Source organism: Rhodococcus sp. YL-1, assembly GCF_001942025.1.
GTDB classification, from domain to species: Bacteria; Actinomycetota; Actinomycetes; order Mycobacteriales; family Mycobacteriaceae; genus Rhodococcus_F; species Rhodococcus_F qingshengii.
The window spans coordinates 1,973,322-1,995,138 of sequence record NZ_CP017299.1 but is presented as its reverse complement, the minus strand read 5'-3'; the positions used below and the strand labels follow the sequence as shown (position 1 = coordinate 1,995,138).

Below are 21,817 nucleotides of genomic sequence, written 5' to 3'. Positions count from 1 at the left end.
GTCAGCCCTCCTGATTCTGTTCAGTTGCGGGAGCATCGGCGGTTGCGGTCGCTGCGCGGCCGGCCTCGGTGCTGGTCGCAGTGGTACCGGTGGCACCGGAACGACGCGGACGGCTCGGACGCTCACGACGCGGGCGATCCCCGGCCGGTGCGGCCGTGTTGGCGGCGAGCTCACGCTTGCCACCGACGATGTCGCCCTTGTAGATCCAGACCTTGACGCCGATGCGACCGAAGGTGGTCTTGGCCTCGTAGAGGCCGTAGTCGATGTCCGCACGAAGCGTGTGCAGCGGCACACGGCCTTCGCGGTAGAACTCCGACCGGGACATCTCGGCGCCGCCGAGACGACCGGAGCACTGAACGCGGATTCCCTTGACGTTGGGCTGACGCATGGCCGACTGGATGGCCTTGCGCATTGCACGACGGAAGGCAACGCGGTTCGAGAGCTGCTCGGCCACACCCTGTGCGACGAGCTGTGCTTCAGCTTCTGCGTTCTTGACCTCGAGGATGTTCAGCTGAACCTGCTTGCCGGTCAGCTTCTCGAGCTCGGAGCGGATGCGATCGGCTTCGGCGCCGCGGCGGCCGATGACGATGCCCGGACGTGCAGTGTGGATGTCCACGCGAACACGGTCACGGGTGCGCTCGATTTCGACCTTCGCGATTCCTGCGCGCTCCATGCCGGTGGCGAGGAGCTTACGGATCGCGACGTCTTCCTTGACGTACTCCGCGTACTGCTTGTCTGCGTACCAGCGAGACTTCCAGTCGGTGGTGATGCCGAGACGGAAGCCGTGCGGGTTGATTTTCTGGCCCACTACTGAGCACTTCCCTTCCGGCGATTACGGGTCGATGTTCCGGTCTTCGGCAGGCTCTCCACGATCACGGTGATGTGACTGGTGCGCTTGCGAATACGGAACGCACGTCCCTGTGCACGCGGCTGGAACCGCTTGAGGGTCGCGCCCTCGTCCACGAACGCCGTAGCAACGACAAGCGTGCTGGGGTCGAGGTCGAGGTTGTTCTCGGCGTTGGCTGCTGCGGAGGCGATCACCTTGGCGACCGGCTCGCTCGCTGCCTGCGGCGCGAACTTCAGGATGTTCAGGGCGTCTTCAACCGAGCGCCCGCGGACCAGGTCCACAACTCGACGTGCCTTCATCGGCGTAACGCGAACGTGCTTCGCTACAGCCTTGGCAGTCGGGTTGGCGGTTTCGGTGTTGCTCATCGCCTCTTCGCCTTCCGATCATCCTTGATGTGACCCTTGAACGTGCGGGTCGGTGCAAACTCTCCGAGCTTGTGTCCGACCATGGAGTCGGAAACGAACACGGGGACGTGCTTGCGGCCGTCGTGAACTGCAAACGTGTGGCCGATGAAGTCCGGGATGATTGTCGAACGACGGGACCAGGTCTTGATGACCTGCTTGGTTCCCTTTTCGTTCTGTACATCCACCTTCGCGAGGAGGTGGTCATCGACGAACGGGCCCTTCTTAAGGCTGCGTGGCATCCTTCACTCCCTCCTAGCGCTTGTTCTTGCCGGTGCGGCGGCGACGGACGATCATCTTGTCGCTTGCCTTGTTCTTGCGGGTACGGCCTTCAGGCTTACCCCACGGGCTGACCGGGTGGCGTCCACCTGAGGTCTTGCCCTCGCCGCCACCGTGCGGGTGGTCGACCGGGTTCATCACGACACCACGAACGGTCGGGCGCTTGCCCTTCCAACGCATACGGCCGGCCTTGCCCCAGTTGATGTTCGACTGCTCGGCGTTGCCGACCTCGCCGACGGATGCGCGGCAGCGCACGTCGACGCGACGGATTTCACCGGAAGGCATACGCAGCGTGGCGTAGCTGCCTTCCTTACCGAGGAGCTGGATACTGGCGCCTGCGGAACGAGCCATCTTGGCTCCGCCGCCGGGACGCAGTTCCACACCGTGGATGGTGGTACCAGTCGGGATGTTGCGCAGCGGCAGGTTGTTGCCCGGCTTGATGTCGGCGCCTGCACCGGACTCGACCGGTGAACCCTGCACCAGGCCCTTGGGGGCGATGATGTAGCGCTTCTCACCGTCTGCGTAATGCAGGAGTGCGATGTTTGCTGTGCGGTTGGGGTCGTACTCGATGTGAGCGACCTTTGCCGGGATGCCGTCCTTGTCGTTGCGACGGAAATCGATCAGTCGGTATGCACGCTTGTGTCCGCCACCCTTGTGACGGGTGGTGATACGACCGTGTGCGTTACGTCCACCGCGACCGTGCAGCGGGCGAACCAGCGACTTCTCGGGGGTCGACCGAGTGATCTCGGCGAAGTCCGAGACGCTCGAGCCACGACGGCCCGGTGTTGTCGGCTTGTACTTACGGATTGCCATGAGTCTTCTCGTCCTCTATGTCTCGTCAAGTCCCGGCGCTTACGCGACCGGTCCTCCGAAGATCTCGATGGGCTTGCTGTCAGCGGACAGGGTCACGAGCGCGCGCTTGGTGTCCTTGCGCTTGCCGTAACCGAATCGGGTCCGCTTACGCTTGCCCTGACGGTTGGCGGTGTTGACGCTGGTCACCTTGACGCCGAAGACCTTCTCGACGGCAATCTTGATCTGCGTCTTGTTCGAGTCCGGGTGCACCAGGAAGGTGTAGGTGCCTTCCTCGATCAGTCCGTAGGACTTCTCGGAGATGACCGGAGCGAGCAGGATGTCGCGGGGGTCAGCGATGGTGCTCACTTGGCGTCCTCCTTGTTCTGAGCGCTCTCTGCGGGCCCGTGGATGAACGCGTTGAGTGCCTCGACGCTGAACACGACATCGTCTGCATTGAGCACGTCGTAGGTGTTGAGCTGGTCGGGTGCAATGGGATGCACGCCTTCCAGGTTCTGCACGCTCTTCCAAGCGGCTACATCCTGGCGACCCACGACGAGCAGCAGCTTCTTGCGATCCGAAATCTCGCCGAGGAACGCGATTGCGCCCTTGGTCGAAGGCGTCTGCCCTGCAACCAGTTCGGTGATGACGTGGATGCGCTCGTTGCGTGCGCGGTCAGAGAGGGCTCCGCGAAGAGCGGCTGCCTTCATCTTCTTGGGGGTGCGCTGGCTGTAGTCACGCGGCTGCGGGCCGTGAACGGTTCCGCCGCCGACGAACTGCGGTGCGCGAGTCGAGCCCTGGCGTGCGCGGCCGGTGCCCTTCTGGCGGTACGGCTTCTTGCCACCGCCGCGGACGTCGCCGCGGGTCTTGGTGGAGTGGGTTCCCTGACGAGCAGCTGCGAGCTGCGCGACGACAACCTGATGGAGAAGCGCGATGTTGGCCGGAGCGTCGAAGATCTCAGCGGGGAGATCGACGGTGCCGTTGGTCTTGCCGCCGGCGACCTTGACGTCCAGGGTCAACTTGGTCTCGGTGCTGGTCATGCCCGTGCACCACCCTTCACTGCACTCTTGACGATCACGAGGCCGCCCTTGCGGCCGGGGATCGCACCCTTGATCAGCAGCAGGCCGTTCTCTGCATCCACCTTGTGGACCGAGAGGTTCTGCGTCGTGATGCGGTCGCTACCCATGCGTCCGGACATGCGCATGCCCTTGAACACGCGGCCGGGAGTTGCACAGCCACCGATGGAGCCCGGGCGGCGGTGAACAGCCTGGGTACCGTGCGACGCGCCCTGTCCCTTGAAGCCGTGACGCTTCATGGTTCCGGCGAAGCCCTTGCCCTTGCTGGTTCCGGTGACGTCGACGTATGCGCCGTCCTCGAAGACCTCGGCGGTGAGCTCCTGGCCGACCTCGTAGTCGGAGGTGTCCGCAACGCGGAGCTCCACTACGTGGCGACGCGGGGTCACACCAGCCTTGGTGAACTGGCCGGAAGTCGGCTTGTTCACCTTGCGCGGGTCGATGGCGCCGAACGCGAGCTGAACGGCGCTGTAGCCGTCACGCTCTTCGGTACGGATCTGGGTTACGACGTTCGGCCCAGCCTTCACGACGGTGACCGGGACAACCCGGTTGTTCTCGTCGAAGACCTGGGTCATGCCGAGCTTGGTGCCCAGGATTCCCTTGATCTTGGTATCAGTCATTGTTTTTGTCTCCGCCGTCACTGAATGTTCACGTCGACACTGGCCGGAAGGTCGATGCGCATGAGCGCGTCAACCGTCTTCGGCGTCGGGTCGAGAATGTCGATCAGCCGCTTGTGAGTACGCATCTCGAAGTGCTCGCGCGAGTCCTTGTACTTGTGCGGCGAGCGGATGACGCAATATACGTTCTTCTCGGTCGGCAACGGCACAGGTCCAACGACGCGGGCACCCGTACGGGTTACCGTCTCGACGATCTTGCGCGCTGACGCGTCGATCGCCTCGTGGTCGTAGGCCTTGAGCCTGATGCGGATCTTTTGTCCCGCCACGCTTAGTGTCCTTTTCTTGCCGCGTTTCGTAGCCCGCCTGGTCAGGCTCGAGCTACCTCGTCTGCACAGTCCTTGCCTGGACGATGACACGACGAACACTGAAGCGATCGGGACCAAGTCCAAGTTCTCGGGAGTACCGAGATTCGGATCGAGATCAGGATCTGCTGCCGCTGTTCGTTTGTCATTGTTCTCCGGTACACGCGGTCGGGCGTGTCGCCTTCTCACTCATCCTGCGCCGGACAATCTTTCGATTATCTGGCGCGTGATGCGTACCGGACGTGTTCGATGTCGAACACAAAGTAGGTACTGCTTCCGTCCTGCATTACTTCTCGTCTTGCATGGTCACAGTCGTTGACCCGATTACCCTGACGGGATCTGCGATCGATCGTCTGTGACGTCTTACCCTTACCCGATCACGGCCGCAATCGACCGCGTCCCGGACAAGGCAACCCGACCAGTATGCCGTACCTGGCCCAAATCCTCAACTCCCCCGAACTGCCTTTTCCGAGTGAGCTGCGCGACAACAACCTTACTCAGAAGTAAGATACGCCTATGACTACCTCCAGCCCTACCTATCGCGGATGGCAGAAATTGCCGGACAACGCCCTCGGACATGCAGTTTTCTCGGCGGCGATGTCCATTCGCGTGCCCTATTTCGCCTCTGTTCTCCCCCGGGTGACCAAGTTGGAACCAGGGCTCTGCGAGGTCCGCTCCCCCAAATGGTGGGGCGTCCACAATCATCTCGGCACTTTCCACGCGATCGCTGCCTGCAACCTCGCGGAGGTCGCAATGGGCATGCTGAGCGAAGCGACGGTTCCGAACTCGCACCGCTGGATCCCCAAGTCCATGAAGGTCGACTACCTCGCCAAGGCCGAGACCGGCCTGCGGGCGGTCGCCCGACTCGAGACTTTGCCGGACTTCGCGGCGATCGAGAGTGGCACGGAACTTCGCGTTCCCATCTCGATCTTCGACCGGGGCGGCAAGGAAGTAGTCCACGCCGAAATCACCACCTGGGTCTCCCCCAAGTAGGCACTCACGAACCCGCCTGCATCGCAACCTGATTCGCCCGCCAAACAGGTTTCGCGGAATTAGGCACCACCGCAGGTTTCGGCGAATGACGATCGTGGAACACCTCCCCGAACGGCGATGGTCGGTCGGGGTGCCGGTGTCCGGAGGTGGGTTGCGTTCCGGGCACCACATTGTCGACCTCGCGTCACGCCGAGCACCGGGAGGCCTCGTGGAAGAGTTCTTGACCACAACGAGTTCCGAAGCAGGCACGCAGACCTCGTCGTATCCGGACGAGGCCGAGGGATTGGACAGCTTCCGGCGCGACCTCGACGCCATCGACGCTCTACTTCTCGAGACGGTGCGGCAGCGGCTGGAACTCTGCCTACGCATCGGCGAGTGGAAGCGCTCCCGCGAGGTTCCGATGATGCAACCCGGCCGCGTCCGCCTCGTGCAGGAGCGGGCGCGTGAATTCGCCCGTAGACACGACCTCTCCCCCGACTTCTTCAACGCCCTGTACGAGCTGATGATTGCCGAGACCTGTCGACTCGAAGACCTGGTGATCAACGCACCTGTTGAGGAGGAGGACACTGTTCGGGAATCCGTCGGACCGAGATCAGGATCATCGACATGAGTTCCCGCACCCTTCTGGTGGACAATTACGACTCGTTCACCTACAACCTGTTCACCCTGTTGACCGAGGTCAACGGGGTTGTGCCGACCGTGGTCCGCAACGACGCGGATTGGGATTCCCTCGATCTCGCGTCGTACGACAACGTGGTCATCTCCCCAGGTCCCGGCCGGCCGGATCGCGACCGTGATTTCGGAATCAGCCGCCGTTTCATCGAAGAAGCGCCTCTCCCACTTCTCGGTGTCTGTCTCGGCCACCAGGGCCTGTGCGAGTTGTTCGGCGCGGACGTGGTGGTTGCGCCCGTCCCGATGCACGGCCGAATTTCGCTGATCGATCACGACGGCTCGGGCATCTTTGCCGGACTTCCGTCGCCGTTCCGAGCTGTTCGCTACCACTCGTTGACCGTCGAGAATCTGCCGAACGCCTTCGTTCGTACCGCGTGGACGTCCGACGGTCTGCTCATGGGTGTCCGGCACCGGACCAAGCCGATGTGGGGCGTTCAGTTCCATCCGGAGTCCATCAGTACCGAGTTCGGCATAGATTTGCTCGCGAACTTCCGCGATCTGTCCGTCGGACGCACTCTGGATTCGGTGATCCGACCCGAACCTGCTCCGCAAACACCCGACCTGCGGCCGGCGATCAACTACGACGTCGACGACGTGACTCTCGATTTTGCAGTGGACCCGTCGGCGGCCTATGCAGCACTGTTCGCCGACGGCCCGAACGCGTTCTGGCTGGACCGCGCGGCAACCGCAGAGCCGAGTGCGCGCTTTTCGATTCTCGGCGATTCGTCGGGGCCGCTGGCCGAGTTCATCACGTACGACGTGCAAGCCGAGGTACTGACTGTCAGCCGAAAAGGCCTGTCCGACGAGCACATTCGAGTTCCATTCTTCGATTACTTGGACGCACAACTCGCGACGCGCTTCGTGCCCTCCCATCCGGAACTCGACTTCAACCTCGGCTACGTGGGCTACCTCGGCTACGAGCTGAAAGCACAGACCGGAGGAAGGGCAGTCCATCCGGCACCCACTCCTGATGCCGCTCTGGTGTTTGCCGATCGCGCCGTCGTCATCGATCACACCGCGGGCCGCACTCACGTTTTGAGACTGCGCGAGAAAGTCCGGGACGCCGGCTATGACGATTGGCTCGAATCGACCGTCGACACCCTGGCGCGGATCGGCGCGGACCTTCCGGAACGCACCCCCGTTCCGCTGATCAGCGACACCGTCTGGACGCAGGCTCGCCTTCGGCATGATCGCGATCAGTACCTGTCGTTGATCGGAACGGCCCTCTCGGAGATCCGGGCGGGTGAGTCCTACGAGGTGTGTCTGACCAACATGGCGAGCGTCGACGAGACGATCGATGCACAGCAGGCGTTCGAGTATCTGCGCTCGATCAATCCGACGCCGTACAGCGCACTTCTCGACTTCACCGGTATCTCGGTGGTCTCGGCCTCGCCTGAGCGGTTCCTTCGTGTCGACTCGGCCGGCAACGTCGAGTCCAAGCCGATCAAAGGGACCCGCCCGCGCGGCGTCACCCGAGCGCGTGATGCTGCCCTACGGCAGGACCTGCTCGACAGCGAGAAGGACCGCGCCGAGAACCTGATGATCGTGGACCTCACCCGCAACGACCTCACCAAGGTCTGCGTTCCGGGAAGTGTCCACGTTCCGAGGCTGTTCGCGATCGAGTCGTACTCGTCCGTTCACCAAATGGTGTCGACGGTGCGCGGACATCTGAGTCCGGGGTCGTCGGCGGTGGACTGTGTGCGTGCCGCGTTCCCCGGTGGATCGATGACCGGCGCCCCGAAGGTACGGACGATGGAGATCATCGACCGTCTCGAATCCGGCCCACGTGGGGTCTACTCGGGATCGATCGGGTACTTCGCGCTCGGTGGCGCCGCGGACCTCTCGATCGTGATCCGGTCGCTGGTCTGCACCGAGAGCGGCGTGACCTTCGGAATCGGCGGTGCCATCACAGCGTTGTCCGATCCGGAAGAAGAATTCGACGAGACCACGGTCAAGGCGTCCACGCTGCTCCGTGCGCTCGACGCGGTGTCCTCGCGGGTCCTCGAGTACGGCGGGTAGACCCAGCCATGACGGCGTCATCAGGCACAGCGACGGTTGTCGGCGGGCTGGGTGCCGTCGGATCCATGTTCGTCGAACTGCTTCGCGCCGGGGGGTCAACCGTCACCGTCGTCGACCCAGCAGGCAGCGATCCCGACGGAGATGTAGTCGTCGGAGACATCACGAAACCCAGTGAGCAAGTCCTCGCGCACGTGGAGTCCTCGCGCATCATCGTGCTCGCGGTTCCCGAACGGGTCGCTCTAGCCGCACTACCGAGCCTTCGGACATCCGGCGCTCTCGTTGTGGACACGCTGTCGGTCAAATCGCGGATGGACGCAGCAATCGCCGACGCCGGCCGAGAAGGGGAGTTCCTCGGACTCAACCCCATGTTCCGTCCGTCGCTCGGGCCACGCGGTCGGGCCGTCATCGCAGTGCCGTACGTCGGCGGTCCGCAGTCCGACAGATTCCTCGGCAGCGTGCGCTCGTGGGGAGCGTCGGTCGCGGTGATGGACGCCGATCGTCACGACCGGTTGGCTGCGGCTACCCAGGTTCTGACACACGCGTCGGTGCTGGCTTTCGGCGCTGCCCTGGCCGAACTCGGAGTTTCCGCGGACGAACTCCTCGCGGTCGCCCCTCCCCCGCATCGGGCCTTGCTCGCGCTCCTGGCGCGTGTAGCCGGCGGCGAACCGGAGGTGTACTGGGACGTACAAGCGGGCAATCCGTACGCAGGTGCGACACGAAAAGCACTGTTCGATGCCACCGCACAGGTGGACAGGGCGGCCGAGACCCTCGGCGACTTCACGACGCTGATGAAAACCGCCGACGCAGCGCTCGACAATCGCTCAGGCGAATTGAACGCGGAGTGCCAGAGCTTGTTCGATCGCATTGCCGAAGGGCACAGAGAGATCGCCGAAGGGCACAGAGAGTAGGGCACGATGAGACCTGGAGTGAGTCCGCCCAGCCTCCCGGAGTACGACGCCTCCGATCCGGTCGAGAGTGCAATCGTCCGCCGCCTTGCGAGCAATTGGGCGCGCCGGGCAACCGTGAAGAAGGCGGAGCCGGAACTGGACGATCTCTTCGATTCGTCGCTGTCCGACTACCCCGAAGCACTTCTCCCGTTCGCGGAGCATCCGACCTACCTGGCATTGAGACCCGAGCAGAAGCAACGCCTGCAAGCCTGGGCATGGATCGCGTTCAACAAGAACGTCATGGACATCGAGAAGTACGTCGTCAATCCCGGCTTCGACGTTCTCGCCGAAGACCGACTCGGCGTCGGTCTCGGAGATTGGGCTGCAGTGGCGGTCAATCAGGCGATGGTCGACGAGCAATATCACACGCTCATGCACTTCAATGCCAGTTCAGCGACCCGTCGAGGCAGGGGCTGGGGGCTTCCGGCCAAGGCACTGCCAGACGTCCTGACGGTCCACACGCGGGCGCAAGCCCTCGACGCAGCCGGTGATCCGCGCAAGATCGCGCTGACACAGTTGGCGTTCATGACCGTCGCCGAGGTGTCGATCACCGCATACCTCGACCTGATCTCGGACGACCCGGGCGTGCAGTCGATCAACCGCGCGACCATTCGGTTGCACGCTCGCGACGAGTACTGCCATGCCTCGATTGCCGGGGAACTGGCGGTACTGGTCTGGGATTCCTTGAATCGTGGAGATCGCAGCTATCTACTGGAAGGCTTCGAGGGCGCCATGCGCGCTTTCAGCGGAACCGACTTCGGCGCGTGGCGAGCAATCATGGAGATCGAAGCCATACCCGGCGGACAGAAGATGCTCGACGACATCGAATCGGGACGGCGCAACAACCTGTTCGTCCAGGACTTCAGCGGTATCGAGAGGTTGTACAAGACCTTGAATCTGGACAGGATGTAGCCGACTCTCACGAATCCACGGGCATAGTGCGGGCTCCGGAACCTGACAGCAGTTTCCGCCATGACAACCGATCGGTTTGCCGGTCGTACATTCGGTACGCCGGCCACAACAGAGCATGCAGAATTGACGTCTTGAGAATCATCAAACGAAGTCGTGTAGTCATAGCCTGGTGATACTCGAGCGTTGTCACCGAAGCCTTGTTGTATGACAGAAACTCGATGGGTCCAGTCTCTCCCCTACGACCGGAGATTTCGCTCCGCATGTCCAGGTCAGTGCCGAACTGCATCCCTGCCTTCATCAGGCACAGCGACAGATCCACGTCTTCGTGAATGTCGGTGCGATCACTGACCTTGTCGCGGATCGAGCGCCACGACGTCGCCCGAATCGCCATATTCGAACCAGTCAGTGCGTGCGCCGGTTTGATTCCGTGGAAATCGCCACGGGCCTCGGCTTTGTTCACCGCTGCTCGTTGAAGACCCGAAAACGGTGACTCGTAAAACAACGAGAAACCGGTAACGGCATCAAGATCATGAGAAGCGAAGGAACTTCGAACCGCTCGCGCCCACCCTGGTGCGACACGCGAATCCGCATCGACCCTGCCGATGAATTCACCCACTGCGATGTCGAACCCGGCATTACGTGCATGAACAACGCCCTGACGCGGTTCTACAAGATATCGAATTCGAGAATCCCGCTGCTCGAAAGAACGCGCGATTTCAGGGGTGCGATCGGTGGAATTGTTGTCGACAACTATTATCTCGAGGATCTCGTCCCCTTGACAAGCGAGGGACTCCAAACACCCGGCGATGTAGTCCTCCTCGTTGTACACGGGAACCACCACTGACAACGTGCCGATATCCATGAGCAGTAGGTTACCTCGCCAGAGGGAGTCGACTTGATGATCGAGTCAGGGGTGCCCGTCGATCGAGTACGAACTCGTAGTATTCGACGAGCATTCAGGACGCGCGAACACGGTTCACACCTGTCGGCGACCCGAAATCAGGCCCGGTATCGGACACTGTGCGATATCGCACAGTCCAGTCGGTCGGCCTGACCGCGGCTTATCGCCAAGCTGCACATTTGCATCGATCCCCACCGCGCGAAGGCCGGAACGAGGTTGTCCCTCCGGTAACATCCACTGTGCATCCGGAGATAGACGTACAAGGTTCCCGCAACCACTGGGGTCCTTACCAGTGACTCCGGCTCGGGCTACGGCTTGCTCGAGAAAGGACAGTGCCGAGAGGCCCTGTCCAAGCACAGCTCGGCCCGAACACCCATGTAGACAGCGGAGAATTGATGCCCTTATCGACGGACGCGGCGGTAGTCGTGGAGGACGTTCACAAGTCCTTCAAGGATGTGCACGCATTGCGTGGCATCAACTTCCAAGCTCCCAAGGGCACAGTGCTCGGCATCCTTGGACCCAACGGCGCAGGTAAGACCACCACCGTCAAGGTTCTGTCCACGTTGATTCGGCCTGACCGCGGCGTCGCAATGGTTGCCGGATATGACGTCGCTCGCAACCCAGCCGACGTTCGCCGTTCGATCATGATGACTGGCCAGTTCGCCGCACTCGACGACGCACTCACCGGACGCGAGAACATCGAACTGTTCGCTCGCCTGATGGGCCTCGATCGCGCATCCGCCAGGCAACGCGCCGTGGACCTTCTCGAGGAATTCGATCTCGTGGAAGCTGGGGGGCGAGCCGTTGCAGGCTACTCCGGCGGCATGCGACGACGCATCGACATTGCGTGTGGATTGGTAGTGAGGCCAGAAGTCGTATTTCTCGACGAGCCGACGACTGGACTGGACCCCCGCAGCCGCCAGAGCGTGTGGAACCTCGTGCAGACTTTGAAGGAGCAAGGCATCACGGTTCTGCTGACCACTCAGTACCTCGAGGAAGCTGACCTCCTCAGCGACAACATCATTGTCATCGACAAAGGATCTGTCATCGCGGAAGGGACGGCCAACGAATTGAAGGCACGAACCGGCGCCAGCTTCTGCGAAATCGTTCCCGCCGAGGCAAGCTTGCTGGGGCCAGCAGCCAACGCGTTGGGTAATTTGGTTCCGCCGGACTTCCGCTTCGATCTGGCAGTCGAGAACGGCCGAATTGCAATTCCCGCACCCCGTGGTTCTGCGACCCTTGCAGAAGCTCTGCGGCGTCTCGATCACGCACGGATACCACTCGCGGACATCGCCCTGCGCAGGCCTTCACTTGACGACGTGTTCCTGTCGTTGACGGGGCAGTCGCGTCCGAGCGAAACAAGCGATGCGACGTGACCATGACGACGAAATACGCAACTCAAGATCTTGCCTTGAAACAGGTAGGTCAACGGTCCATCACGGTGCCAAATGCTGCTCGGATCGGACGCCATCGTCGTCCGCAGCCATCCGCGGTCACACAGTGGTGGACCCTTACCGGCCGTACCGTTCGCGCAATGATTCGCCGGCACGAATTGCTCGTCGCAATCGTCGCGCCATTGATCTTCACGGTCGGCTTTTACCTGCCCCTCAAGTTCGTAATGCAGCTGCAGGGAATCAATTACGCACAGTTCTTGATGCCGATCATCGTCTTGCAGGCGATGGCCTTCACTTCGATCTCAGCGGCGCAGATGTCGGCGACCGAACGCATCACTGGCTTCAGCAGTCGGATGCAAACCATGCCGGTTTTCGGCCCAGTTCCACTGTTTTCGCGGATGAGTAGTGGATTCCTTCGATCCGTCGTCTCACTGACGGCAGCAGTGATCTACGGATACGCGATCGGATTTCGTTTCGTCGGTGGTCTGTCACAGGCCATGCTCTTCTGCGTGATCGCGTTGACTTTCAGTACGTGTTTGTCGCTCGGCGGTGATGCAATCGGCTCGCTGTCGAAGAGCCCACAAGCAACCAGTCAGGCATTGACACTTCCCCAATTGATCCTCGGAATGCTCTCGTGTGGATTTGTTCCGGAGAGCGGATTCCCGGAATGGATCCGGCCGTTCGTACGCAATCAGCCCGTATCTCAGTTCTCCTACGCCATGCGGGACCTGGCTGCCGGCACCCTCACCCCGAATACCTTGGTGCCAGTTGCGGCTTGGTCGATCGGTTTGATAGCGGTATGCGGGCCTCTCGCATACTGGGCAAGTACGAGGCGAGCGTGATGAGTTCTCTCGAGAAGCGTGAGGAGATACGCAGTGGGAGGGCGCTCGCGTTCCCTCTTCCCAACGCGGCACTACCCGAGAACTCGGCCAGCGCGCTCTGGACCCACAGCCTTATTCAGGCGAAGCGGCTTCTGATCAACTGGGCGCGCGATCCTTCAACGACTGTTCAGGCGCTCGTTTATCCCGCGTTGACCTTGATCATGTTTCGCGTTGTTCTGGGAAATTCCATCACAGCTGCCACCGGGCAGCCAAGTATCTATGGGACTGTCCCGCTCATCATTCTCGTGGGGGCGATGTTCGGTTCGATCGCCAGCGCAGTTGGCTTGCGGGGCGAGAGGAAGAGCGGTCTGCTCGGTCGATTCTGGACGCTGCCCGCACACCGAGCATCGGGCCTGGTGGGCCGGATGATCGCTGAAGCCGTTCGAGTTCTACTGACAACGATCGTCATCATCGGCGTTGGTTATGCCGTCGGCTTCCGGTTCACTCAGGGCCCGCTTGCGGCAGTGGCAATGATTCTTCTACCCATCGCCTTCGGCATTGGGTTCGCGGTGATGGTCACGGCTCTCGCCACGATGTCGGAAAATGTCCCGCTCGTCGAATTGGTTTCCATTGGGTGCACCTTGTTGATGTTCTTCAACAGTGGTTTTGTCCCGACAATGGCATATCCGGTCTGGCTACAACCCGTAATTGCCGCACAACCGATGTCCGTCGCAGTCGACGCTATGCGCGGACTTTCGCTCGGAGGCCCGGTCCTGGTGCCAGTTCTGAAAATGCTTGCCTGGTCAGCGGGAATGATCGCTGTTTTCCTATATCCTGCGATTCGGGGTTACCGCCGGGCTGCGGAGACTTCATGACAGACGCATCCAGCGAGTGTGGCCTTATACCAGAATTTAAATATCTAAATACGGTAACAGTCCACAAACAATAACCGACTCAATTCTCTGAATGCGACAAGGTCGCAATCGACAATGAATCAACCGAAAGGTATGAGGTCTTGACGCGAAATTCCACGTCCTGGCGACGCACCGTACAGATCGGTGCATTGGCCGTTGCCGGCTCACTGCTCACAGCCGGTCTCGCGCAGGCCACCCCCGCGCGCGTCGGTGGCGACTCATCCGAAACAGCGTCGACGGGCTCCTACATCAAATCCGTCGAGAAGGTCAATGACCGTCAGCTCGTCGTCAACGTCTATGCGGCGTCGATGGACAAGGACGTTCCGATTCAGGTGATCACCCCGGCCGACAACTCCGAACCTCGCCCGATCGTCTATCTGCTGAACGGTGCCGGCGGCGGAGAAGATGCCGCGACATGGGAACTACAAACTGATGTAGTCGATTTTTTCGCTGACAAGAACGTGAACGTCGCCACGCCTGTCGGTGGGCGTCTCTCCTACTACACCGACTGGGAGAAGGACGACCCCAAGGCCGGACGCAACAAGTGGTCGACCTTCCTGGGCAAAGAATTGCCCCCGTTGTTGAACGAAGAGCTGGGGAGCAACGGTAAGCAAGCCATCTCGGCCATCTCGATGTCCGGTACGTCGGTACTGAACTTGGCGATCGAGTACCCCGGTTTCTACAGTTCTGTTGCCGCTTACAGTGGCTGCGCACAGACCAGCGATCCCCTCGGACAAGCATTCGTCCGGACGACCACGGAATGGATCGGCGGCGTCGACGACATCACGAATATGTGGGGACCATTGGACGGACCGGGATGGGTCGAACACGATCCGCTCGTCAACGCCGAGAAGCTACGTGGGACACCGATCTACATGAGCACGGGCAACGGACTTCCAGGAATTCCGAACGACACCTTCCTCAACCCACGCCTGAGCGATGGTCGCGCGTACACCGAGAACCAGATCATCATCGGCGGCCCGATCGAAGCAGCGACCAACCTTTGCACTTCGAACATGGCCAAGCGCCTGTATGAATTGAATATTCCGGCCGTTGTCGACTTCCAGCCGGTCGGGACCCACTCGTGGGGCTACTGGCAGGATCAGCTACACAAATCATGGCCGTTCATCGCCGGTTCGCTCGGAATCTGAGACAACCGCAGGAACATTCTCAACCAGCCAGCCTGTTCTTCTCGATCAAATGCGAGAAGAACAGGCTGGCTTTCCTCTATACCTCAGTCCGTAGGTACATGGCTTGCGGAATAGCTGACATCAACGAGGGCTTCGCCAGAAAAAGTGACTGAAGTGATCGAAGTGTGAGCCACATCGCGTTCATGCTGCCGACGCCACAATGATTCGCTCCTCAACGAACGCCGCAAGGTACAGATGGGCAGCTCGTGACTGAAGCACACGCCCTCCTTGCCCGCGCTCCGACGCCGAGCCGAATCCAGGGCAGCAGACATACGCCTGACCATCGATTTGTAGCTCTCCCCCCACGAAGGCGTCACTGGATTCCACGTTTTGAGCAGCAACCCGACCGACGGCTTCAGTCTCGGGTCTCCCGCTGCGATCCCGTCGAACCTTCCCTCCCACTCCACAAGATCTTCGTTCTCCTCGATGGGTAGATTCAACAAATCGGCTAGCGGAGTGGCAGTTTCAATCGCGCGTTCGAGCGGGCTGGAGAAGATCGAAGAGATTGGACGATCACCGAGAATCTCGGCGACTGCCTTCGCCTGGCGATTGCCCAATTCGGAAAGCGAGTATCCGGGTAGCCGGCCGTAAATTACTTTCGACGGATTGAACACCTCTCCGTGACGTACAAAATGCACGACAGTGCGAGGTTCGGCCGACCGAGCCGGGGTTTCATCAGTCATGACGAGCGCTTCTCCTGCGTACGTAGGTACTCGGCGACGATCGGCCCGATCAACTCGAGCTTGTCCGGATGCATCATCGACGTGTGATTGCTGTCGATATCGATGTCGGTGATCTGTCCACCGATCATCGATCTCCATTCGTCTGTCACTGTGAAGTCCATGTCCATGCCCGCAGCTGCCCGGAACATCACCACGTCGCCATCATATTTGCGCGGCTCATACCCGGCGATCAATTCACCACTCGCCGAAGCGAAGTCGTAAAGTGCGCCAATCTGTGTCTCAGTCATGAACGACACCGAGTCCAGCGTTTTACCGATGGCGATGATCTGGCTGCGATCAAGAGAATTGACGTCGGCACCTTCACCGAGTTCCACTCCCCAACTAGCTGCCATGTCACGGGTGTTCTCGAGCGCTACATCATCGTCGACCTCCCTCGGATGACGTGGATCCACCATGAACAGAGAGACCTCGAAACCTTGCTCGCGTAGAAGAACAGCACATGCATGGCCGATGAACCCTCCAACTGAGTGGCCGATTATGTTAAACGGCCCAGTCGGATTCACATCGATCATCTCACGCACGTAACGGTGCGCTAGCTCGTCGACAGAGGTCGGTAATGCCCACGCCTCCGTCATTACGGGAGTTTGCAGGCCGTAGATCGGTGTATCTGCCTCGAGATACGGAGCGAAGCCCGAGGCCTTCCACGCCAGACCACTCATTGCATGGATATAGAAGAGCGGTGGCCGCTGTCCCTCGATGCGAACGGGAAAGAGCACGCCGATCGCATGATCGTCCGGTGTCGCCGAACCTGATTCCCGAGCCTCTTCGATCCTGGCAGCGAGTGATTCGGGTGTCGATGCACCGAAGAGCATGCGGACAGGAACATCGAAATCGAGTGTGCTGCTCAAGTTGGCGGTCAATTTCATCGCGATGAGGGAGTTGCCACCCAACTCGAAGAAATCATCATCCAACCCCACCCGATCAACACCCAACACACCCACAAACGCCGACGCCACCACCAACTCCACCGACGACACCGGAGCCCGAAACACCCGAGCCTCGAACACCGGCTCCGGCAACAACGCCCGATCCAACTTCCCCGACGAATTAAGCGGAAACGCATCCAACACCACCACAGCAGCCGGAACCATATAACCCGGAACCCGCTCCCCCACAAACCCCCGCAACACCGACACATCCACAACCGACCCCACCGCCGGCACCACATACCCCACCAACTGATCACCCATCACCGACCCACGCACCACCACCGCAGCCGACAACACCGACCCATGCGCCGTCAACGCCGCCTCGATCTCCCCCAACTCGATCCGCTGACCACGGAACTTCACCTGAAAATCAGTACGACCGATGTACTCCAGATCCCCCTCAGACGACCACCTCACAAGGTCACCCGTCCGATACATCCGCTCACCCGAACCGAACGGCGACGCCACAAACCGATCCGCACTCAAATCCGGACGACCCACATACCCCCGAGCCAACTGCACACCCGACAAATACAACTCACCCGCAACACCCACCGCAACCGGCCGCAAACGCGAATCCAACACAAACACCCGGCAATTCCACTCCGGCACACCAATCGACACCACCGACCCCGACCCAGCAGCCGTCACATCCGCAAACGTAAACGACACCGCAGCCTCAGTCGGACCATACAAATTATGCAACCGCGCCGACGACACCAACCCGAACTCACGCACCGCCTCCACCGGCAACGCCTCACCGATCACCAACACATCACGCAACGAACCCAACAACCCCGGATCCACCAACGACGAAAACGTCGACAACATCGTCGGAACAAAATCCGTCACCGACACACCCTGATCATCAATCACCGACGCCAAATACCCCGGATCCCGATGACCATCAGCCGACGCCAACACCAACACCGCACCCACCCGCAACGGCATGAAAAAACCCCACAACGACACATCGAACGTCGTCGCCGTCTTCTGCAAATACACATCAGACGACGTCAAGCGATACTCGCCCTGCATGAACTCCAACTGATTCACAATCGCCGCATGCGAGACCGCCACACCCTTCGGCCGACCCGTCGACCCCGACGTGAAAATCACATACGCCGTATTCGACGCCCGCAACGGCGACAACCGATCCACATCAGAAACCCGCGCACCCGAAAAACCAGACACATCAACAACATCCACACACACAACCCGACGACCCGACGCCACGAAACCATCACGCTCCGTCGACACCACACACACCGGATCAGCCGAATCCAACACATACTCATTACGCGAGGACGGAGCATCAGGATCCAACGGCACCCACGCCCCACCCGCACGCACAATCGCATACAAACCAACCAACAAATCAACCGACCGCCGAACAGCCAACCCCACCAACGACTCCGGCCCAACACCCAAACCAATCAAATAACGCGCAAACCTATTAACCCTCTCATCGAACTCCCCATACGAAAGCACCACATCCCCACACACCACCGCACGCGAACCCGAACAAACCCCCACCACCGAATCAAAACCATCCAACAACAACCCACCCACAACCGGACGAGACGTGTCATTCCACGACTCGAGCACCAAAGCACGCTCAGACACAGTCATGAACTCGATGTCACCGACCGCTGAACCGGGATCTGCGACCATCGCGCGCAGTATGCGGACAAACCGATCGGTGAAGGCGGACACGGTCGAGGCATCGAACAGATCCGTGGCGTAGAGCCAGGACAGCGCGATCCCTGCGGCATCCCCCGACTCGTTTTCCCGTGGAGCTGCGGTCAATTGCAAATCGAACTTCGCGATGTCGACGCCCGCGTCGAATCCGGAGACACGCAGTCCGGGCAATTCCAGTGCGTCGTCGGCCATGTTCTGGAAGAACAGCGCAACTTGGAACAACGGGTGGTGCGCTTGGGATCGTGCCGGGTCGAGCACTTCGACAAGCCGCTCGAATGGCACATCGGCGTTGGCAAATGCCCCCAGATCGATGTCACGCACATGGTCGAACAAATCGGAGAAGCTTGCTCCTGGATTCACGGCCGTGCGTAACACCAGGGTGTTTACGAACATGCCGATCAGATCGTCGAGTTCGGGTTCCCCTCGTCCAGAGATTGGTGAACCGATCGCCACGTCACCGCTGCCGCTCGACCTTGCCAACAGGACCGCCAGCGCCGCATGGACGACCATGAACAGTGACACGTTGTGGTCAAGTGCGAGTTGCTCCAGGGCACTGTGCAATTCAGCGTCCACGTCCGAACGGTGGACGCCGCCTCTGGTGGAGAGAATTGAGGGTCGTGGACGGTCGGCCGGGAGTTCGATCTTCTCCGGCAGGTCTCGCAAGGTCGTCTTCCAGTACGCGAGCTGCTCGGACATCAACGATGTCGGATCGGAATCCACGCCGAGAACCTCACGCTGCCACATCGCGAAGTCTGCGTACTGCACCGGCAGCGGTGTCCACTCCGGACTCCGGCCGTCCACACGCGCAAGGTAGGCGAACGCAACGTCCCGAACCAACGGCGCTACGGAAACGCCGTCCGCTGAAATGTGGTGCACGACCATCGCCAGGACGTACTCGGACGGATCCGTCTGGAAAAGCTTGACCCGCAACGGAACTGCCGAGCTGACGTCGAATCCGGCGGTAACGAGCGTCAACAGTTCGCCGAGAAGTGCCGAATCGGCCAACGGAACGGGATCGAGGTCGATGTCTGCGGTCGATTCCGGCAGAATTTGCTGATAGCCCACACCGTCGATTCCTGGGTAGACAGTACGAAGGACTTCGTGCCGAGCTAGGACGTCACCGACCGCTGAGGCGAGCGCAACCGTGTCAAGCTCACCACTCAGGCGGAGGACGATCGGAATGTTGTTGACAGCAGATTCGGAATCGAACTGGCTCAGGAACCACATCCGTTGCTGCGCCAGCGACAACGGCACATGTTCCGGACGAATCACCGGCGCAAGCTGTACTCTGACGGACCCCTCCGCCTCGGCTTCGATTCGGGCAGCCAATGCTTCGACCGTCGATACCTCGAAGAGGGTTTTCACCTGAATGCGTGTCCCGAACGCAGCTCCGAGACGTCCAGCCAGCCTTGCTGCAACAAGTGAGTTGCCGCCGAGTTCGAAGAAGTCGTCTTCGGCACCGACCCTCTCGACTCCGAGCAGGTCGGCGAAGGCCGCTGCCACGAGTACCTGTGCAGGCGTTGATGGTTCGCGGTACGCACGCGAGATGAAGATCGGCTCGGGAAGGCTGTCGGTGTCCAACTTACCCACTGGGGTGAGAGGAATCCGGTCGATGACCATGATCGATGCAGGCACCATGTGGCGCGGAAGAACGGCCCGAGCGCTGGCGGTCAACGAGTCTGGGTCCAGCTCGACGTCGGCATTCGCCATGACATACGACACCAGCGCGGCGTCACCTGAGGAACCGGTGATCGCGACGGTGGCGACGAAGTCGACTCCGGGTTGGGCGGCAAGGACGGCATCGATCTCGCCCAGTTCGATCCGGAAGCCGCGAATCTTGACCTGTGAGTCCCCCCGCCCGAGATATTCGAGGTCGCGCTCACCACCGGTCTGATCGGTGGCTCCGCCATCGCCGCCGGTGCGGATCCACCGCACGGTATCGCCGGTCCGGTAGAGCCGCTCCCCGGCACCGCCGAACGGATTTGCGACAAAACTTGCCGCCGTAGTTGCGGACAGGCCGTTGTACCCGCGGGCAAGGTGGGTGCCCGACAGGTAGAGTTCGCCGGCGGTTCCGGTGGCGACCGGCTGAAGTCGAGAATCGAGGACGAACACGCCGACACCACGGACGGGACCACCGATCGTCACGGGACGATCGACGGTCAACTCGGCGATGTTGCTGGCGACGGTGGCTTCCGTGGGTCCGTATGCGTTGAAGAACCGTCGGCCGGGTGCCCAGGTGGACAGCAGCGCGGGTGAACACGCTTCACCGCCGACGACCACCACGGCGAGATTGTCGAACTGGTGGGCGCCGTCAAGGGAAATCGAACCCAGCGCTGCCGGGGTCACAAACGCGTGCGTGATCTTTTCCGACACCAGGAGTTCCGCGAGTTCGTCGCCGCCGAACATGTCCGGACGCGTGATCACCATCGTCGAGCCTGCACCGACGGCGAGCAGCAGTTCGAGCACGGAAGCGTCGAAACTCGGCGAAGCAAAATGCAGTGTCCGCGACGTAGACGTGAGCGCATACCGTTCGACCTGTTCCGCACACAGGTCTGAAAGCCCGGCGTGGGTGACGACGACGCCCTTGGGCCGTCCTGTCGACCCCGAGGTGTAGATCACGTATGCCGGATGATCCACGCGAAGGGTTCGAACGCGTTCGGTATACGAGACCGGATCCGGGGAGATACCGGCCAACTCGGCCGTCAACACGGCGCCGTCCACTTCCAGCCATTGGACGCTGCGAGGACGGTCGATAGCGTACGCGGCCGTGGTCAGCCCTATCGAGGCTGCCGAATCGGTGATCATGTGTTCGACGCGGTCTGCAGGATAGCTGGGATCGACCGGCACGAAAGCTGCGCCGGTCTTGGCCACCGCCCACACCGCACAGACCGACTCGACGGAGCGGGGAATCGACACCGCCACCCGGTCCTCCGGCCCGATTCCGCGGCTGATGAGCAACCGAGCCAGACGCGAGGACAGCGCGTCCACTTCGGCGTAAGTGAGGGTTTGACCCCCGAATGTGATCGCCGGTGCTGCTGGGTTGAGGTCCACTGCAGCTGCGAGTAACTGAGGCAGCAATGGCACCCGCGCGCGCCTGGTGCGTGCCGGTCGTTCGTTCCTGCCGGCGCGAGATGTCTTCCGCCGGGTCGCGTCGTCAGTACTCATACGACCGCCACCTGCGGTCGAACGGTGTGTACGGAGACCCAACGCTGCATCGAGCAACTCACCTTCGCGTCATACTTCTGAACTGTCACTACCGGTCTGTCCAGACTGGACGCCGGGGAACCCACAATTGCATCAGTGGGTTCCCCCA

Annotated in this window: 20 protein-coding genes; 9 read left to right on the top strand and 11 right to left on the bottom strand. The window is 61.1% G+C overall.

Annotated features, from left to right (window positions below):
* Position 1 precedes the first annotated feature (1 nt).
* From rpsC to rpsJ, 8 genes are read right to left on the bottom strand one after another with little or no spacing between them, the layout of a single operon-like run.
* Complete coding sequence (rpsC, locus tag BH682_RS09275) at positions 2 to 808, bottom strand: 30S ribosomal protein S3 (RefSeq protein ID WP_003941003.1); 807 nt, start codon at positions 806 to 808, stop codon at positions 2 to 4.
* Positions 808 to 1,212 carry a 50S ribosomal protein L22 gene (rplV, locus tag BH682_RS09270; RefSeq protein WP_003940717.1) on the bottom strand — a complete coding sequence of 135 codons (405 nt, stop codon included), beginning with the start codon at positions 1,210 to 1,212 and terminating at the stop codon, positions 808 to 810. Before rplV ends, rpsC begins: the two co-directional genes overlap by 1 nt.
* On the bottom strand, positions 1,209 to 1,490 hold the full coding sequence (rpsS, locus tag BH682_RS09265) for a 30S ribosomal protein S19 (protein WP_003940820.1): 282 nt from the start codon (positions 1,488 to 1,490) through the stop codon (positions 1,209 to 1,211). Before rpsS ends, rplV begins: the two co-directional genes overlap by 4 nt.
* 13 nt (positions 1,491 to 1,503) lie before the next feature.
* Complete coding sequence (gene rplB / locus BH682_RS09260) at positions 1,504 to 2,340, bottom strand: 50S ribosomal protein L2 (protein WP_003940895.1); 837 nt, start codon at positions 2,338 to 2,340, stop codon at positions 1,504 to 1,506.
* Between the two features lie 39 nt (positions 2,341 to 2,379).
* Positions 2,380 to 2,685: a 50S ribosomal protein L23 gene (gene rplW / locus BH682_RS09255; RefSeq protein WP_003940990.1), complete on the bottom strand. Its 306-nt coding sequence runs from the start codon at positions 2,683 to 2,685 to the stop codon at positions 2,380 to 2,382.
* Complete coding sequence (rplD, locus tag BH682_RS09250; RefSeq protein ID WP_003940723.1) at positions 2,682 to 3,356, bottom strand: 50S ribosomal protein L4; 675 nt, start codon at positions 3,354 to 3,356, stop codon at positions 2,682 to 2,684. The genes rplW and rplD overlap by 4 nt, the downstream gene beginning before the upstream one ends.
* The gene (gene rplC, locus BH682_RS09245; RefSeq protein WP_003940826.1) at positions 3,353 to 4,009 is read right to left on the bottom strand and encodes a 50S ribosomal protein L3; all 657 of its coding nucleotides are present in this window, start codon (positions 4,007 to 4,009) and stop codon (positions 3,353 to 3,355) included. Before rplC ends, rplD begins: the two co-directional genes overlap by 4 nt.
* A gap of 17 nt (positions 4,010 to 4,026) precedes the next feature.
* Entirely contained in the window at positions 4,027 to 4,332 is a 306-nt protein-coding gene (gene rpsJ, locus BH682_RS09240; RefSeq protein ID WP_003938093.1) for a 30S ribosomal protein S10, read from the bottom strand.
* A 552-nt stretch (positions 4,333 to 4,884) separates the two neighbouring features.
* Here rpsJ and BH682_RS09235 point away from each other — a divergent pair.
* From BH682_RS09235 to BH682_RS09215, 5 genes are all read left to right on the top strand, one after another.
* Positions 4,885 to 5,361: a hotdog fold domain-containing protein gene (locus BH682_RS09235; protein ID WP_075832740.1), complete on the top strand. Its 477-nt coding sequence runs from the start codon at positions 4,885 to 4,887 to the stop codon at positions 5,359 to 5,361.
* A gap of 85 nt (positions 5,362 to 5,446) precedes the next feature.
* Positions 5,447 to 5,971 (top strand): chorismate mutase family protein, encoded by a 525-nt coding sequence (locus tag BH682_RS09230; protein WP_019747551.1) that lies wholly within the window; start codon positions 5,447 to 5,449, stop codon positions 5,969 to 5,971.
* Complete coding sequence (gene pabB, locus BH682_RS09225; RefSeq protein ID WP_003940870.1) at positions 5,968 to 8,052, top strand: aminodeoxychorismate synthase component I; 2,085 nt, start codon at positions 5,968 to 5,970, stop codon at positions 8,050 to 8,052. The genes BH682_RS09230 and pabB overlap by 4 nt, the downstream gene beginning before the upstream one ends.
* Before the next feature lie 8 nt (positions 8,053 to 8,060).
* On the top strand, positions 8,061 to 8,960 hold the full coding sequence (locus BH682_RS09220) for a prephenate dehydrogenase dimerization domain-containing protein (protein ID WP_075832737.1): 900 nt from the start codon (positions 8,061 to 8,063) through the stop codon (positions 8,958 to 8,960).
* 6 nt (positions 8,961 to 8,966) lie between these two features.
* Positions 8,967 to 9,911 carry a diiron oxygenase gene (locus tag BH682_RS09215; protein WP_075832733.1) on the top strand — a complete coding sequence of 315 codons (945 nt, stop codon included), beginning with the start codon at positions 8,967 to 8,969 and terminating at the stop codon, positions 9,909 to 9,911.
* A gap of 7 nt (positions 9,912 to 9,918) precedes the next feature.
* Here BH682_RS09215 and BH682_RS09210 read toward each other — a convergent pair whose 3' ends face one another.
* A complete protein-coding gene (locus BH682_RS09210) occupies positions 9,919 to 10,773 on the bottom strand; it encodes a glycosyltransferase family 2 protein (protein WP_054188114.1) in 855 nt (284 codons plus the stop codon).
* A gap of 434 nt (positions 10,774 to 11,207) precedes the next feature.
* On the opposite strand from BH682_RS09210, the gene BH682_RS09205 reads away from it, so the two are divergent.
* The 4 genes from BH682_RS09205 (at position 11,208) to BH682_RS09190 (ending at position 15,092) form a co-directional block, all read left to right on the top strand.
* Complete coding sequence (locus BH682_RS09205) at positions 11,208 to 12,188, top strand: daunorubicin/doxorubicin resistance ABC transporter ATP-binding protein DrrA (protein WP_054188113.1); 981 nt, start codon at positions 11,208 to 11,210, stop codon at positions 12,186 to 12,188.
* A gap of 2 nt (positions 12,189 to 12,190) precedes the next feature.
* Positions 12,191 to 13,048 (top strand): ABC transporter permease, encoded by an 858-nt coding sequence (locus tag BH682_RS09200; protein WP_075832730.1) that lies wholly within the window; start codon positions 12,191 to 12,193, stop codon positions 13,046 to 13,048.
* Positions 13,048 to 13,902: an ABC transporter permease gene (locus BH682_RS09195; RefSeq protein ID WP_054188169.1), complete on the top strand. Its 855-nt coding sequence runs from the start codon at positions 13,048 to 13,050 to the stop codon at positions 13,900 to 13,902. Before BH682_RS09200 ends, BH682_RS09195 begins: the two co-directional genes overlap by 1 nt.
* Before the next feature lie 140 nt (positions 13,903 to 14,042).
* Positions 14,043 to 15,092: an alpha/beta hydrolase gene (locus BH682_RS09190; protein WP_075832728.1), complete on the top strand. Its 1,050-nt coding sequence runs from the start codon at positions 14,043 to 14,045 to the stop codon at positions 15,090 to 15,092.
* A gap of 83 nt (positions 15,093 to 15,175) precedes the next feature.
* Here BH682_RS09190 and BH682_RS09185 read toward each other — a convergent pair whose 3' ends face one another.
* Positions 15,176 to 15,814: a histidine phosphatase family protein gene (locus BH682_RS09185; RefSeq protein WP_075832727.1), complete on the bottom strand. Its 639-nt coding sequence runs from the start codon at positions 15,812 to 15,814 to the stop codon at positions 15,176 to 15,178.
* The gene (locus BH682_RS09180; protein WP_075832725.1) at positions 15,811 to 21,669 is read right to left on the bottom strand and encodes a non-ribosomal peptide synthetase; all 5,859 of its coding nucleotides are present in this window, start codon (positions 21,667 to 21,669) and stop codon (positions 15,811 to 15,813) included. The genes BH682_RS09185 and BH682_RS09180 overlap by 4 nt, the downstream gene beginning before the upstream one ends.
* Between the last annotated feature and the right edge of the window lie 148 nt (positions 21,670 to 21,817).

Bases quoted from the DNA above. Each gene is read 5' to 3' on its own strand.
- rplV (WP_003940717.1), bottom strand. From the start codon at position 1,212: ATGAGCAACACCGAAACCGCCAACCCGACTGCCAAGGCTGTAGCGAAG.
- rpsS (WP_003940820.1), bottom strand. From the start codon at position 1,490: ATGCCACGCAGCCTTAAGAAGGGCCCGTTCGTCGATGACCACCTCCTC.
- rplB (WP_003940895.1), bottom strand. From the start codon at position 2,340: ATGGCAATCCGTAAGTACAAGCCGACAACACCGGGCCGTCGTGGCTCG.
- rplD (WP_003940723.1), bottom strand. From the start codon at position 3,356: ATGACCAGCACCGAGACCAAGTTGACCCTGGACGTCAAGGTCGCCGGC.
- rplC (WP_003940826.1), bottom strand. From the start codon at position 4,009: ATGACTGATACCAAGATCAAGGGAATCCTGGGCACCAAGCTCGGCATG.
- BH682_RS09235 (WP_075832740.1), top strand. From the start codon at position 4,885: ATGACTACCTCCAGCCCTACCTATCGCGGATGGCAGAAATTGCCGGAC.
- BH682_RS09230 (WP_019747551.1), top strand. From the start codon at position 5,447: ATGACGATCGTGGAACACCTCCCCGAACGGCGATGGTCGGTCGGGGTG.
- pabB (WP_003940870.1), top strand. From the start codon at position 5,968: ATGAGTTCCCGCACCCTTCTGGTGGACAATTACGACTCGTTCACCTAC.
- BH682_RS09220 (WP_075832737.1), top strand. From the start codon at position 8,061: ATGACGGCGTCATCAGGCACAGCGACGGTTGTCGGCGGGCTGGGTGCC.
- BH682_RS09215 (WP_075832733.1), top strand. From the start codon at position 8,967: ATGAGACCTGGAGTGAGTCCGCCCAGCCTCCCGGAGTACGACGCCTCC.
- BH682_RS09210 (WP_054188114.1), bottom strand. From the start codon at position 10,773: ATGGATATCGGCACGTTGTCAGTGGTGGTTCCCGTGTACAACGAGGAG.
- BH682_RS09205 (WP_054188113.1), top strand. From the start codon at position 11,208: ATGCCCTTATCGACGGACGCGGCGGTAGTCGTGGAGGACGTTCACAAG.
- BH682_RS09200 (WP_075832730.1), top strand. From the start codon at position 12,191: ATGACGACGAAATACGCAACTCAAGATCTTGCCTTGAAACAGGTAGGT.
- BH682_RS09195 (WP_054188169.1), top strand. From the start codon at position 13,048: ATGAGTTCTCTCGAGAAGCGTGAGGAGATACGCAGTGGGAGGGCGCTC.
- BH682_RS09185 (WP_075832727.1), bottom strand. From the start codon at position 15,814: ATGACTGATGAAACCCCGGCTCGGTCGGCCGAACCTCGCACTGTCGTG.
- BH682_RS09180 (WP_075832725.1), bottom strand. From the start codon at position 21,669: ATGAGTACTGACGACGCGACCCGGCGGAAGACATCTCGCGCCGGCAGG.